Here is a 15234-nt window from a genome sequence, read left to right as displayed (position 1 = left end):
CAAAAAATAATTGACACAAAAATAATAGTCAGAAAAACAGTTTAATTCGGCGAGGTGAGACATGTGCAACCTCTGCAAAAATTTATTTTTTTGTTTTACCCACAAAAACGAAAATGGAGGATAACTGTGGATAAAAAAATTTTAAACCTTAAGCCGAGAAATCTACCTACTTACATTTATCACCTTCTTGCTGAAATCGGCTTGGTTCACAATCGCTTTGTTTATAAATTACAAGGTTATCAATTTAGATCTATTAGCGTTGCTACTAATCAACCGCTTAGAGTTGGTGACGTAGTAGATAATAGCTGTTGCTATTTTGGAAATCAATCCACCGAAATTATTCCTGACCTTATAAGAAAACGCGTACTTTCTGGAGTAGAGGAAGAATTGCAATATTACCACGGATGTCAAATTGACAGACTGTGCTTTTCTTATGCAGATAATCAGATTAGTAGCTGTGGGAATGGATATTGCATAGTTTTTATTGAATTATCTTCCGGAAAAATTGGCGATGAGATGAGAAGACTTCAAGAATTAGAGTCTGAAAATAAGCTTAATAGAACGGAGGTAGAACTATTGCTATCGCTAGAGGAAGAGTACTCGACACAAACCCATAATCTCGAGTATTGGAAACAACGTATTCCTGACTGGGATAAACGTGTTGAATTTATCGGCGAAATTCCAAACGACCTCATTTATTAATAACAACTAGTAACTAACCTTTAATTAACCTTTCAGCAAAAATATTGATTTTGCTATTGTTCAATAAACTCTTAATTTAGAAATCATTTTAATATGCCACAGTCTACTCCATACCAACCTGTTCTACTACGAATATTACACGCTACAACTGGACTACTAGCGATTTTGGCGTTAGTTTCAGGTTTTTGGGTTTACAACACCTATGATAAACGTTGGGGTAGTTTAGCTTTACCAAAACTAGAGGATATTCAAGGTATTCATGGCACTATCGCTTTAATATTTCTATTACTTCTCCCAGTTTTTGCTTTGTACAGTTTCCATATCGGTCATCATCGCCTATTACAAGAGCAGTCTTTTAAACAATTGACACAACTTCGTTCATCAGTTTGGTGGACATCTATACATCGTCTGGTAAATACATTGATGTTGCTTGCGGTAACCTTTTCCGTGCTAACTGGTCGAATGATGAAAGAAGAATGGCTTCCTGCTGGAGAAATTTACCACCAATGGTATCTCAGTCATTTAGTTGCATGGACATGTGTCTTGATTAGTCTCGCATTACATCTACTATTTGGAGTCAAAGTAGGGGGAGTTCCGCTGTTATTATCGATGTTTCATTGGGGAGTACGCGATCGAGATACCCCACCTTTTTGGTTTAGAGGAATCAGAATTAACCACTCCAACTGGCTACTGAAAATGACTGAAGTATTCGTGATTGGGGGTATTATTATGGCATTTATTCTGCCAGCTTTTAGTTCTTAAAATGTAGTTGGGAGTTGAGGAATTTATCAGTCAGCAGATCGCTAAAGCTATTTTCTTACGGGCTACAGTTGTCGGTCATAAGCTTTTATTTTTCGGCAACGTTATTATTTTTGGTCAATATAGACTGAGATAAAATGAAAATAGGCATACAATGGTTGCTTACCATTTCATTGCCTAGGAGGTGAATCGTAATGCCCAAATGGAAACTAGTAACAGAATTTTCCTTTAGTAGTGCCCACTATATTAAAGATTATGATGGGCCTTGCGGTAGGATGCACGGACATAATTACACGGTAAAAATGGAAGCTACTGCATCCGAGCTACACACTTCAGAATACTGTCCTCATCCGGTAATGGTTGCTGATTTTAGGACGCTGCGCTGGGCGAAAAGAGATGTCACCAAAGGCGGACTAGACCACTGTATTTTAAACGAAGTCATGCCTCCAGAGTATGAAACCACCGCCGAGATGATTGCTAAATATATTTATGATAAAACTAAGAAAATTTTACCCACAGGTGTGAAGCTCAAGGTTTCAGTATCGGAAACACCTAATTCTTGGGCTGAGTATGAAGATGATTAATTCGAGAATAGGGATAATTTTTCAAAAATTCAGGTTTGAAGCTCAGGTTTTAATTAAATTCAGACTTGAAAATTAAAGGCTAATTTAAATCAATTGTATTGAGCTATTTAATATTTTTTGAATCCAATTAATAAGCGATCGCACTGCATTCGCTTAGCTTACATCTTGCACCAACAAAAATTGATGTAAATGTATTACTCAGTAAAAAGCCAGAACCCTTAACTTAGTGATATAAAGTCATAAAAATTAGGTAGCCTTATGGCATGTATTTTGAATTTATCTGGGTTAACACTCACAGGTGCAAGATATGAGTTAGCCTTAAATAATTATTACCATTACTGATAAATAATTTAAATTAATTCGTAACTTCCAAACCCTGAAATTTTGTTTAAATAGGATTTTGAGATGATTTTCACTCCCCATGAGTTTTTCGTTTATTATTTTTTATAATATTGGGATAGGGTAGGGAAGTAACTTCCAAAATTATCCCTAAACTGATAACTTACAACAATGTCATTTAGCCCAAATTCCCACCTTGAAATAAATTTTCAGGCTCATAGACAAAGTACGTTAAAACGCACTCTTAGCATAGCTAAACCCTTGACTAGTCTGATTTATCAGACTTTGTTTATGAGCCTGGGATTTTAATCCAAGGCGGTTATTGAGAATGCTGCAAGATATCACTGTTTTTTTGATGACGTCGATAATTGAATTTTGCTCAAGAATAAATAGAACTTGAATTTACGAAGCTCACACCCAAGAATCATTTATTCTTATTAATTTTGCACTTATTCACTTTGAAATTATTCCTGGAAACTAATTAAACAGAAATCGAATCAAGAATGGGAGAAATAAAACGAAGTGAGAAATTACTAATAAGAAATTAAATATACTAAAAATTGACGAAGTTAATTGACGGTATTTTTTTAGTTTGTAATCCTAATATAGCAGACAAATATTAAAAACATACAGTATAAGTTGCTGATAAAACCCTGGTTATTTATTTTGCGTTCGATTTACATAGCTGAATAATCTCGTAAGCTAAATTCTGAATGTAAACTATTAAGATTACCAATTACCAATTCTCAATTATCAAAAATACACCTAAACCGGCAAACTAACTGTAAAAGTACTTCCTTCACCCTGCTTAGAACGCACACTGATATTACCACCCATCTGCTCAACCAAAGTCTTGACAATGGATAAACCTAAACCAGTTCCACCAGCCCGGTTACGTGCTTCATCTACTCGATAAAAACGTTCAAAAATCCGCGATTGATGTTGTAAAGGAATACCATAACCTCGATCGCAAATCTGAATAATTACTTCTGAACCTTGTCTAAAAATACTTAAAGTAATTGGCTGATTAGCTGGAGAATATTTAACTGCATTATCAATTAAATTTAATAAGATTTGTTTGAGCCGATTATAGTCAGTTTTAACTTCAATAATATTATTTCCTCCTTCAATTTTAATTAGTCTATTACTATGTTGACGCGCCATTTCTACAACTTCGGCAACAATATCATTTAATACATAATATTGAATTTTCAAATGTAAATGACCGCTATCAGCGCGTGCTAATTCTAATAAATCTTCCAGTAAACGAATAGTGGTTTCTGCTTCAGAAGCAGCAGTTTCTAAAGCCTCTTTTTGGGTTTCAGTTAAATTCTGCTTACGTCGCAATACACTTTGTAAATATCCATGAACAATCGCCAGTGGAGTACGTAATTCATGGGAAATGTTACTCACAAATTGTCTTTCTTTCTCCCAAGACTCAGAAAGACGTGAGAGCATCATATTACAAGTTTTAGCTAATTCCCTAACTTCACTAGGTGCATTTTCCAAGTATAGATGTCCTTTACCTAAATCTTCGACAGAAATCACTTCTGTCATATGACTTAATTGACGTAAGGGCTGCAGAGAATGCCTAATATAAAAGGCAATGATCGTTGAAATTGCAATAATTACTAGCACACTCGCAACAGAAAGGTTTTGAACAAGTGTAATAAACATTCTTTGATCGCGAGTAATATCATGCATTATAAATAAATTACCCAACGATTTTCCTCTACTATCCTTCAGAGGAGTCCCACACCATACAAAGTAACGATTACTTAATTGACGAACTTTTGGTGATAAAGGCGCTTGTTTGAGAGCAAGTAATTGAGATTGCTTCAAACTTGAAGATTTATCTAAAGATTTTGACTGTGCAAGAACCTTACTATCAGAATTTATAACCCACACCAACGTATTACTAATAGTTGACTTATCAACTGCTTTTTGCAATGCTTCTTCTTGAGAATACATTTGCCTGTAAACTTGCATATCCCGTGGGATACTTTCATTAATTTCTGCAACATTATCCTTGTGAGATTGAATCAAGATTTGCTGCATTCTCCAACTAGTTAAACCAGCCAGACCTCCTAAAGCTACAGTCGATAAAATTGCGATCCCAGCTGTTAATCGAAAGCGTAAAGAAGATGAGTCAATTGTTCTCCAGAGTTTACTAAATTTTTTCACTATTTTGCTACTACTATTATTTTGCTATTGAGCTTGAGTTTTGAGAAATATATTTGTTGTTAAAACTTGTGATAATCTTAAATAATTAATAAATCTCATAAGACTTATAAGCTCACGTCTAATTCATTAAATATTATCTGTAGTGCATCCTTCTTAACTTAAATTTTGTTCAGAGTCAGTAGATATTATTATAATTTATCTAAATATTAATAAAATAACATCTCGAAATTGAAACTACTTTATTTGGCAGTTAATTGTTAATTTTATGTCAGATTTTATTAGCATTACTATTAATTTACAGAGACGTTATCTATAACGCCTCTGAAGGCTTATGAGGAGCAAATAAATGTACACTAAGGCGGAAATAAAGCAACCATTTATAAAGTCCAGAAGCTAGGGTAATATAATACTTTTGACTTATGTCCTACGGACACGCTTTTGCTAATGACTTCCGCGCAGTGGTACTAGTAATTACTATTACTGTTAATATTCAGCATTGACTGCTGATTAGGTGGATTATTTGGTAGACATGTTTTATTTTGGAAATCACACTGAAAAACATAAGGTTTCTGCCAACTCAAAGGAATTTCTAACAAATCCCTCGCTCCTGTCATACCTTGACCAATAAACAGCAGTAATGCAAACGTATTTAGAATAGTATGAATTATCCGCCAGCGATTTTTGCGATCGCGATAAATTTCTGGCACAATTGCTAGGGAAAAAACCATTAATAGTGCTGCTGCAATTCCATAATAATAGTGCGACCAGTACCACTCATTAGTACGCCGAAATACACCATCTTGAGACCCAAGAATTACTAAACCTGCACCGGTTAAAGTTGCAAAAATTCCTCGCCATAATGCCTGTTTGGCTTTATACAAAAAAACTAAAGAAGTAATAGTTGCAACAAACATTAAGACAATAAATATTGCTTGGAATGGTGCTTTAAACCACAATTTATTTTTAATAATATTGTCTGTAAAAATTGGGTAGGCTAAACCAATCAAAGTCAGTCCGACAACAGAACCTGTTAACCAATTACCAAAACGTCTGTGTTCTGGACCCGCAACAGCTGGTATTTTACTCTTTTTTTTGTCTGCTGTTTGTAAGCGACGCTGGCGAGCTTGCCATGCAAAATTAGAAACATTCCCAATAAGTGGAAATACGAAAATGACTGCAAGAGCAGGATGTATGAGAGAAATAAAATCTGTAAGTTCCATGCTGATATTTTGTGCAAACCCCTATGTAATTTTTGTATTCTGGTCGATTGTCAACTGAAAAATGTACTTTTATTGATTCTGTATAAATTTTTTAATGGCTACAGACTTTAAAAGCTACAATTCTGAATTTTCAATTCCTAATTCCAAATTCCAAATTTAGAACCTCAAAATTTAAAACCTCAAAACTTAGAACTTCAAAACTTAGAATAAAAGAAAAATACTATATATAGAAACTTGTAAGTAAGCGAAGTAAACAAAAACTTTACATTTCACAACATATTACGAAAAAGCGAATAATAAGCCCTTAATTAAAGATGTACCCTGCTTTGAAGGCAATTTAGACCAATAGATAATTAACTTTTGGATTTAAATTACCAGTTGAACACTGTTATTAAAAAACTAAATCGATAAGAAATAAATATAGTTTAGATTAGACCTTAAAAGGTGCGTAACCAAAAGTCGCATTGAACTCTCGACACCAAACCGCAACTGATTTAAACTCTGAAATATTTATATTTGCAGGTATTTCATAACTTTGAGTTCCGCTAGTATTTTTCAATGGTGCAATACTGACGTAATCTTTCTCCTTAATACCAGTAATTGGTAATGTATCGTTGCGATGTAAAATTACAAACAGGTCTGGACCGCTATCTGTCTTGAAATTCCCATCGAACTCCAGGTATTTTTTGCCATTTTCTGTTACCACCTTAACTTCACCCTGGGTTGGATGTTCTGCAGATTTAAATGTCCCAGATAAATTCTCAGCATTGGAAGTAGAAACTTTTTCTACAGCTGTTTTTTGGGTCTGAGCTTGATTTACAGCTTCAGTTTCTGGTTTTTGAGATACTTCTTGCGCAGAGCATCCAACTGTTAATAAAGTTGCAAAACCTACTAATACTAAAGATTTTAGCTTCATTGTGCTTAGTGTCCTCAAATCGGTTCATGATTCCACTTTAAAGCTTTGTAGCAGTAACAAAATTAATATAGGCTGAGAAGTTGTTAAAAATTTCTACCAATTTCGAGATTGATTTCTAATCTCATTTTAATGTAACACTTCATAGCTAATTTTATACTACATGATTGAATATGCTTCAACTGAAATATGCACCTGAGAGTCGTATCAGTTTTTATGATGCATATATATTTTTTCTCTGTTGCACATTTTACATATTTTTATGGCAATTAACTACTGGCTGTTGAAATCATCTTAGAATACCCATGATTAGAATACTTTAAACAAATCATGAGCAGAATAATTTCCCAAGTCTCAAATTTTATTAGTGGTACCCGAGGAAAAATTTATTTGTGGATTGCGGTGCTAATATTCGGTGCTGCAAACGCGATTACTCGTCAATTAACTGAACTCGGAACCCAAAATCTAATTGATGGGAGAAATCCGATTTCTTCTTGTAATGTTTTATTTGCTGGCAATATTTGCGCTTTATTATTATTAATCGCTGTTTATTGGCGACAATTGAATATTAATAATTTAAAACAAATTTCTACTCAAAATTGGCTGAGTATGATTGTTGTTGCTATTTTATCCGGAGCAGTTGCACCAGGGTTAATTTTTGAGGCTCTTTCTCGAACAATGGTGACAAATGTAGTGTTAATTGGGCGGATTGAAACTCCCTTAGCATTAGTTTTATCTATCTTATTTCTCAGAGCTAGAGTTGATATTTGGACAATTACTGGTGCGATTATTTCTCTATTCGGAGTATTTGCCACAGTCATTCTTCAAGGCATATGGGAAAATACCATGAGTCCTGATAATTTTGTCTCTGTCGGTGTCGGAGAGATCATGACTGCTCTCGCTGCTTTGGGTTTAGCAATCGCTACAATTGTCAGCCAAGCAAAGCTACAGCAAATACCTTTAGGAATTTTTAGTGTATTTAGAACTGTGATCGCAACAGTTGTCTTTTTTGTCGCAGCAATATACTTCTTTAGTCCTCAACATTTTATGGATATTTTTTCACCCTTCCTATGGCAATGGATGTTAATTTATGCTGGCGTGATAGTTGTTTTGGGACAACTTGCTTGGTTTACCGGGTTAAAAAATTCTACACCATCTGATGTTTCTTTAGTTAGTTCTTTTACGCCAGTGGCAGGTATATTAGCAGCTTATCTAATTTTGGGAGAAGCTCCAACCCTTGCCCAATATATTGGCGGAAGTATCGTTTTATTTGGAATATTTCTCAATCAAATCGGTATCCAACGCCAGTCCAGATTGCAAGTCAAAAAATCTGAAGAAGTTCGATTAGAAATAATTGATAAACCTGGATTTAAAGGAATGTAAAATGAAGCTCACACACCTCGATAAAAAGCGTAAAAACTATCTAGCTCATAAATATTCTTTTAAACCTCGAAAGGCAACATTAGTTTTATTACTTACTTTTATTTTATCTGCAGTTGTTGTTTTTGCCTGGTTTAGCGGTGAAAATAGAATTAATGCTATTTTTGCCGAAATTAATTTATTACAAGAAAATCCTCCTCTGTGGTTGGAGGTACCAATGGTTGCAGGGAAATATTTATTAGTCCCAACTGTAGTTTTATTACTAATAGTTTTGGGAATTAAGCAAATTTATCCCCAACCACGTGTTTGGAATCGAAGACTAGTAATTGGTATTTTGCTGGTTTTAGCAGTTCGTTATATTTTTTGGCGTTCCTTATCTACCCTTAATCTTGTCGATCCACTCAATGGGGTATTCAGTTTGGGATTATTTTTCTTGGAAATTTTAGTACTTACCAGTACTAGCATTCAGTTGTTTTTAATGTTGAATAGCAAAGATCGGCGTCGAGAAGCAGATCTTAATTCAATTGCTGTTACTGAAGGAAAATTTACCCCATCAGTTGATATTTTTATTCCCACCTATAACGAACCGACATTTATTCTCCGACGTACAATAATTGGTTGTCAGTCTTTAGATTACGCGAATAAAACAATTTATCTCCTCGATGATACTCGACGTCCCCAAATGAAAGCCTTAGCTACAGAATTAGGATGTGAGTACATTGTTAGACCCGATAACCGTCATGCAAAAGCAGGTAACTTAAACCACGCGCTGACAAAAACTAATGGTGAATTAATTGTTGTTTTTGATGCAGACTTTATCCCAACCACAAACTTTCTCCAGCGTACTGTTGGTTTTTTCCAAGATGAAAAAATCGCCTTAGTACAAACCCCTCAAAGTTTTTATAACGCTGACCCTATCGCTTATAACCTTGGTTTAGAAAATGTCGTGACGCCAGATGAAGAAATATTCTATCGTCAAATCCAACCAATTAAGGATGGAGCGGGTAGCGTAGTTTGTGCGGGAACTTCTTTTGTTATAAGACGCAGCGCACTGCAAGAAACAGGTGGTTTTGTTACTGAATCTTTGAGTGAAGATTATTTCACTGGAATTAATTTATCTGCGAGAGGTTATCGGTTAATTTATTTAAATGAAAAACTAAGTGCTGGTTTAGCTGCAGAAAATATAGCTGCTCATGCAACTCAGCGCATACGTTGGGCTAGAGGTACTCTCCAAGCATTTTTTATTAAATCTAATCCGTTAACAATTCGTGGATTAAAACCAATACAAAGGATAGCTCATTTTGAAGGTTTGCTTAACTGGTTTGCTGTAATTTCTCGAATCGGATTTTTAATGATGCCGTTAGCTTATTCCTTTTTAGGTGTGATTCCGATTAAAGCAAGCTTAGAAGAAATAGTATATTACTTTTTACCCTTTTATTTAGTACAATTAACAGCATTTTCTTGGTTAAATCATCGCTCGCGTTCTGCAATTCTTTCTGAAATTTACAGTTTAGTACTGGTTTTTCCCTTAGCACTAACGGTCATTCAGGTAATGCTTAACCCATTTTCCAAAGGGTTTAAAGTTACCCCCAAAGGGACAGCTAATAATCGCTACATTTTTAATTGGGGTCTAGCATGTCCCCTAATAGTTTTGTTGATTGCTACCGCTATTAGTTTATGGCGAAATCTGGGGATGTGTTTGTCATTACTCTGGCAAAGTAGTAATACACCAGAATTAGTACAACACTTCGAAGGTTTGAATTTGGGTTGGATTTGGAGTGGATATAATCTCTTGCTGCTGAGTATTTCCTTACTAATCTTATGGGATGCTCCAAAACCAGATCTTTATGAATGGTTCGACCTACGCAGAGTAGTACGTCTAAGTTTCAAAAATCAAAATCAGCAAACCCAAAAAGGTCAAGATATTTGGGGAGTAACCACCATGATTTCCGAGGTCGGTGCAGAAATTGCTTTAACTCAAAAACCTCCCATAGATTTAGCCCAAGTGGAATCAATGAATCTAGAAATTGCTGAAGAAAATTTACAACTTGACTCCCAAATCATCCAAACCGGATCGAGAGATGAGTTTCCTACGGTAAGAGTTAAATTCCCCTTAGTTAGCGTCGAACAACACCGTAGTTTAGTAAAAATGTTATTCTGTCGTCCCGGTCAGTGGAAAGGTCGGTGTACCCCTGGTGAATGGGAATCTCTGTTGATATTGTTCAAAATTCTGATTAAACCGCGTATTTTATTCCAAAGAAGATTGGATGTGAGTGCAACAGTTGTCTCTAAAACTTAGTTGAGAAATAAAACTCGATCCAGATACTAAAAAATTATGTTGTCCTGTGTCTCCTATCTCGTCACCTAAATTAGCAGCTTCATGAAATTTAGATAAACACGATTAAACTTTTTGTGTAATTCAATCCTTACAGTAGTAACGATCGCTATTTTTTCATAGAATATTAAGCAAAATAATTTAAGACCAAATATAAAGTTAAAATTCCCAACAAAAAAATCTAAGAAAAACAAATCCAGAAAATAAAGGCCCAAACAAAATTGAGCGGTAAGTTGGGTTGGATATTACCTAATCAAATATTCCTATCCAGTAATTTGTGCTCATCCGTCCCCAAACGATCTATTTCTGGTAGACTTCTTGATGTGGATTATTCTCTTGGGTAAAAAGGCAATTAATGATTTCTGTTTGTTTTTCTCAGGGGAACTTATTAACTTCAGATTAGTCAATACGTGACTGAAGTATATAAATTTTACTTGAAGGAGTAAAAAAAGGTAATTCTACCTTCTTTGAGTTTATTGAATAATCTAGTCAATATTCCGGATAAACTTTAACTTGACCAGTATATAGTTTATCGGATAGTCTTGGCGTTCAGCTATCTGTTATAAGAAAAGTAATGAACAAAAAATTTATACTTACTTTACTTTCCAGCCCGACCATCTTCGCTTCTTTTATTTCCTTAGTGGCACTAGTCAATCCCGTTTCGGCAGCTGAGACACAAGTTCAAACTCAAGGGGATAAAAACTGTGTCATGAATCCGCATGGCGGGTATAAATTGATTTGTACTCGAGTTTCTCAAGTACCAAAAGTTAAGCGTCCGATCACTGTAGCAAAAGCCGATCCAGTACAATCCGTAACTGATGATATTATAGAGATTAAATTCACGGATGAAGAAAGTGATAGCGCGATCGCACTATTTGGTTGTGACTGTCCTTCTTGTCTCAACGCTTTAAGAGCTATGCGCGGTCAAGAACCGATTATATTCTAAAGTTTAAATTCTAGTACCTTTAATTATAGGATTTGATTTTCGTTCGTATTAAGCCTAGGCGATAAGGTCTTTGGTAGTAAAAAGAGTGTCAAGAAGACACGTAAAAAATTAGGTATTTTTAGCGTGCGTTATGACTGACGGTCTAGCGCACCAAATTTTTTTGACTGTACTTTACCTTTGAAAAGGTAACAAAACACTTTACACGTTTTAAGTGTGAAACACAGACTAACGGGACTTAGACATTTTTTTGCTCAAAAAACAGCCTCAAAGCTTTATAAATCAATGGTTTTACGTCGAATTGGTTGTTTTCTTGATATATCTAGGTTTGAGCGATTTTTAAGGCTTTGAAGTTAATCCCTTATTATGACTGACTTCGAGGCTTTTTCCTGCTTGTTTTTTTGTCTAAGTCCCGCTAAGACAAAAATAAATGAATAAAAATCCCCAAAGTCATCCTAAGTTTGAAATGCTAATACGCAAATGCAGGAGAGCACAACCGTATGTAGATATCGCGTTTATCATCCGTAAAACTTCTTCGACCATGCATGACACTGCTATTATCTATCATTAAGATATCACCTTTGTGCCAATTAATTTCTATCGTAATTCTTTCAGCTATTTCATTTAGTTCAGACATAATTTGATTGTCAATCTCTGAACCATCATCAAAAGATATGCTCTCTGGAGCAATAACCTTTCCTGGGAGTAAGCTATTAATGAAAACCATGTCTTCCCCATTTTTACTTGGATGTATTGCTGAGGAAATATAATAGAGATCAATTGACTCATCTCCATTGACTCGTAGTTGAGTATCGTTGCTTTTACATATCTGTTCTAATACACTTAAATCCTCAGTTTTATATCGCTTTATCCACACATCTTTGTCCAGATGACCGTGAAATCTCAACTTTTTCCGACTGAATAACTCTTTTAACGAATTACTAAGTTCATTAAAAAAACGTTTTCCATCACAGACAATTGTTGCACCGTCTTCCGATGCGGGATGAGCGCAGAAAAACCAAAGCATTTTGGGGAGATTTTTCTGATAGTACATTTCCCCATGTAACTTAATTTCATCTTTGAAATCATTGACACTTAAAACAGTCGAATTATTATTAATAACTCTACGTTTGAATACTCCTCCTGTATAATCCATGAAGTTAGTACTCAATTCATCGGTAAATTTTGTAAAAGTCTCTACATCAGCTTCAAAGCCTCTGAATAACAATAAGCGATGAGATCTGAACAGGTTAATAATTGATTCTTTATCCAGATCGACAATACTAATATTTTCATTTTCAGTATTGATAATTTTTTGACCAAATGTTTCTGAAAATGACTCTGCATGGAGTTGTGCGCTTACTTCATGCATACCCTTTGAGCTTGTCGCTGTCATAATTTATTCTCAACTTATTTTTATTCTTAGCAGTACTAACCAAAAAATGAGTTACGAGCCCCGTACATATCAATAAAACAAGAACAATGCTAATTAAGCACCTCTGGTTCTTGAGACACAATCATGTCATATAAGGATTGAAAGCTAAACCATCCGATGAAATGAGAGCCAACTTGGCTATGAGTCAAACGAGCTGTTTCTGCATCGATAACTATTGGTTTTCCTGCTGCTTCAGCCATCAGTTGACTATGACAGGAACGATCCATTGTTATAAACCACCATGCAGCTTCGTCTACTGAATGACCAACAGTTAGTAAACCGTGATTGCGTAGTATTATTGCTTTTTTTTCTCCAAGGGTATTACCAATACGTTCACCTTCCTCCGTTTTTAAGACCACTCCAGTGTAATCATCAAACAAAGCATGGTCTTCATAAAAAGCACAAGCATCTTGGGTTAAAGGGTCAAGCAAACGCCCAAGGGTTGACCAAGTTTTCCCATGCAGCGAATGAGCATGAGCAGCCGCATTAACATCTGGTCGAGCTTGGTGGATTTGGGAATGAATCGCGAAAGCTGCTGTATTTACAGGTTTGTTTCCTTTTACGACCTCACCCTTATGATTGACAAGTAGTAGATCTGACGCTCGAATTTGACCAAAGTGCATTCCCAGTGGGTTAACCCAAAAACAATCGGGATATTCAGGATCTCTAGCTGTAATGTGTCCAGCAATACCTTCATCAAAACCGTAATGAGCAAATAAGCGAAATGCAACTGCTAATCTTTGTTTGCGGTGAATACGTTCGTCCTCTGTACTTTCAAACGTGGGTGTTTTTATCGGTTCTAGATTGGGTGTTGATTTATCTTTCGTGCTGTATGACATTTTGAAAATTCCTGATTTTTTATATTTCTAATTCACGTAAACATGTGAATTAAATTCAGTACTTATAATATAAAGGGTGTCGATAACCGGCATAAATCATTAAGTTATATGTATAATTGCGACCGCGTTATTTGTTTGTAATGATTCTTCTTGTCTCAACAAGTTAAGAGCAATGCACAGTCAAGAACCAATTATTTTTAATCAGTTTTAATTTAATGAAAAAGTTACTTTTTATTCACAAAAATATTTATTATTAGGACTTACGCACTTTTTACCTTAGCGTAGCAAGTCCCAAAGGGACTTATTTTCAATAGTTTGGGATGAAGCGTACCTACCATGAATATTTCCTTGTAGAAATGCTGAACCGCGCCTTACGGCGTAAGCGGAGCTAGAGGCTCTGCCGTTTAGGCTTGATACTAATCTATGGTCGCAGTGACTATGTTTACGTTGTCCGTAGGTAAGTTCTGATTATATCGCTAATTCTTCAATGGTAAGCGCGGGAGATTTTTGTTTTTAATATGACGATTTTTTAAATCCGTGGGTTTTGAAGTTATTCAAGCCTATTTATTGCCCTTTATTAATTTTACACAACAGCTTGAATATTAATTTATAAAGGTTTTAGATTTATTCAGTAAACCCTAATTAAATAAATAAACAAGTAAATATAAATTCCATTATTTAAAAAATATAATTGATAGAATTATACATAGTTTATCATCAGAATTTCCTATACAAAAAAGATGTTTAAAATTATGTCTACCTCAGTAAAAGTTGCTGGGCTTATTGCTTTGTCTGGCTTTATCTCCGCAATGACAGCTGTGCAAATTCCTCAAAAAGCACTTGCAAGAAATGTTTGTAAAATAGCAGATCCAAATGACGTTTCACTTAATGTTAGAGATCGACCTAATGGTAAATTAATAAATAGTTTAAGAAATGGTAGAAAGGTTTATATTCATAAAATTGGTTATGACAAAAAAGGTCATTCTTGGGCAAGAGTAGGTGGTTATTATAAGGGCAGATACAGAAACTGGGGCTGGGTTTTTCGAAGATATATTGATTGCAATTCATCTACTACATCAATTACTGAAGCTGATAAATTTAGATTTCAAATAAAAAACTGTAAAAGAACAAAAGGTGAAGTGATTTGTGGCTTAATAATCACGAATACAACCGACAGAAATCAGGAGATATCTTTTTCAGTAGAAGACGGTCGGGCTATAGACGTATCAGGAAATGTATATGATATTTCAACTATTAGACTAGGGAGAAAATCTGATTATGCTGTATCCACGACTCTAACACCTAGAATTCCTACCAAAGTCAATTATTATTTCGCTATACCATGGGGTATAAATCGTCTGACAGCTATTGAATTTCGATATTACAACAATGGAAATCGCAAACTAGCTATTCGCAATATTCAGATTGAATAAAAATTCAAATATTTTTTAGTCAGATGTGTTTGAGTCAAATATACCTTAGAAACATTTATCTGGCTCCTTACTTTGTGTTGCTTAATTGTCAATAAATATCTTTAAAAAACGCTAAAAAATACCCCAAAAATACTTTCTCCTTCTAAGAACTATTTTCCAAGAAGGAGA

The 15234-nt window shown here is 34.9% G+C and carries 12 protein-coding genes; 7 read left to right on the top strand and 5 right to left on the bottom strand.

Annotated elements, in window-relative coordinates:
- Positions 1-63: 63 nt before the first annotated feature.
- The 3 genes from BC008_RS16515 (at position 64) to BC008_RS16505 (ending at position 2045) form a co-directional block, all read left to right on the top strand.
- Positions 64-702, top strand: a complete 639-nt coding sequence (locus tag BC008_RS16515; RefSeq protein ID WP_036268279.1) for a hypothetical protein — start codon at positions 64-66, stop codon at positions 700-702.
- Between the two features lie 93 nt (positions 703-795).
- The gene (locus BC008_RS16510) at positions 796-1464 is read left to right on the top strand and encodes a cytochrome b/b6 domain-containing protein (RefSeq protein WP_027846286.1); all 669 of its coding nucleotides are present in this window, start codon (positions 796-798) and stop codon (positions 1462-1464) included.
- Positions 1465-1655: 191 nt separating this feature from the next.
- Positions 1656-2045, top strand: coding sequence for a 6-pyruvoyl trahydropterin synthase family protein (locus BC008_RS16505; RefSeq protein WP_027846285.1), 390 nt, complete (start codon positions 1656-1658; stop codon positions 2043-2045).
- Positions 2046-3149: 1104 nt separating this feature from the next.
- On the opposite strand, the gene BC008_RS16500 is transcribed toward BC008_RS16505, so the two are convergent.
- The 3 genes from BC008_RS16500 to BC008_RS16490 form a co-directional block, all read right to left on the bottom strand.
- Positions 3150-4568, bottom strand: coding sequence for a sensor histidine kinase (locus BC008_RS16500; protein ID WP_027845701.1), 1419 nt, complete (start codon positions 4566-4568; stop codon positions 3150-3152).
- 464 nt (positions 4569-5032) lie between these two features.
- On the bottom strand, positions 5033-5788 hold the full coding sequence (locus tag BC008_RS16495; protein ID WP_027845702.1) for a DUF4079 domain-containing protein: 756 nt from the start codon (positions 5786-5788) through the stop codon (positions 5033-5035).
- A gap of 430 nt (positions 5789-6218) precedes the next feature.
- A complete protein-coding gene (locus BC008_RS16490; RefSeq protein ID WP_027845703.1) occupies positions 6219-6704 on the bottom strand; it encodes a DM13 domain-containing protein in 486 nt (161 codons plus the stop codon).
- A gap of 327 nt (positions 6705-7031) precedes the next feature.
- Here BC008_RS16490 and BC008_RS16485 point away from each other — a divergent pair, with 327 nt between their 5' ends.
- The 3 genes from BC008_RS16485 (at position 7032) to BC008_RS16475 (ending at position 11362) form a co-directional block, all read left to right on the top strand.
- Positions 7032-8084 (top strand): DMT family transporter, encoded by a 1053-nt coding sequence (locus BC008_RS16485; protein WP_027845704.1) that lies wholly within the window; start codon positions 7032-7034, stop codon positions 8082-8084.
- Between the two features lies 1 nt (position 8085).
- Positions 8086-10380, top strand: a complete 2295-nt coding sequence (locus BC008_RS16480; protein WP_027845705.1) for a glycosyltransferase — start codon at positions 8086-8088, stop codon at positions 10378-10380.
- A gap of 610 nt (positions 10381-10990) precedes the next feature.
- Positions 10991-11362 (top strand): hypothetical protein, encoded by a 372-nt coding sequence (locus BC008_RS16475; RefSeq protein WP_027845706.1) that lies wholly within the window; start codon positions 10991-10993, stop codon positions 11360-11362.
- A 466-nt stretch (positions 11363-11828) separates the two neighbouring features.
- On the opposite strand, the gene BC008_RS16470 is transcribed toward BC008_RS16475, so the two are convergent.
- Together BC008_RS16470 and BC008_RS16465 are read right to left on the bottom strand one after the other, a co-directional pair.
- Positions 11829-12755, bottom strand: a complete 927-nt coding sequence (locus BC008_RS16470) for a TauD/TfdA family dioxygenase (RefSeq protein ID WP_201026133.1) — start codon at positions 12753-12755, stop codon at positions 11829-11831.
- An 89-nt stretch (positions 12756-12844) separates the two neighbouring features.
- On the bottom strand, positions 12845-13633 hold the full coding sequence (locus tag BC008_RS16465) for a class II aldolase/adducin family protein (RefSeq protein ID WP_027844630.1): 789 nt from the start codon (positions 13631-13633) through the stop codon (positions 12845-12847).
- A gap of 752 nt (positions 13634-14385) precedes the next feature.
- Here BC008_RS16465 and BC008_RS50535 point away from each other — a divergent pair.
- Complete coding sequence (locus tag BC008_RS50535; RefSeq protein WP_063800775.1) at positions 14386-15066, top strand: hypothetical protein; 681 nt, start codon at positions 14386-14388, stop codon at positions 15064-15066.
- The last annotated feature ends 168 nt before the right edge of the window (positions 15067-15234 follow it).

The organism is Mastigocoleus testarum BC008, from assembly GCF_001456025.1.
In the GTDB taxonomy this organism is placed as follows: domain Bacteria; phylum Cyanobacteriota; class Cyanobacteriia; order Cyanobacteriales; family Nostocaceae; genus Mastigocoleus; species Mastigocoleus testarum.
The sequence above is the reverse complement of the archived record's forward strand: the minus strand, read 5'-3'. Positions and strand labels throughout refer to the sequence as shown.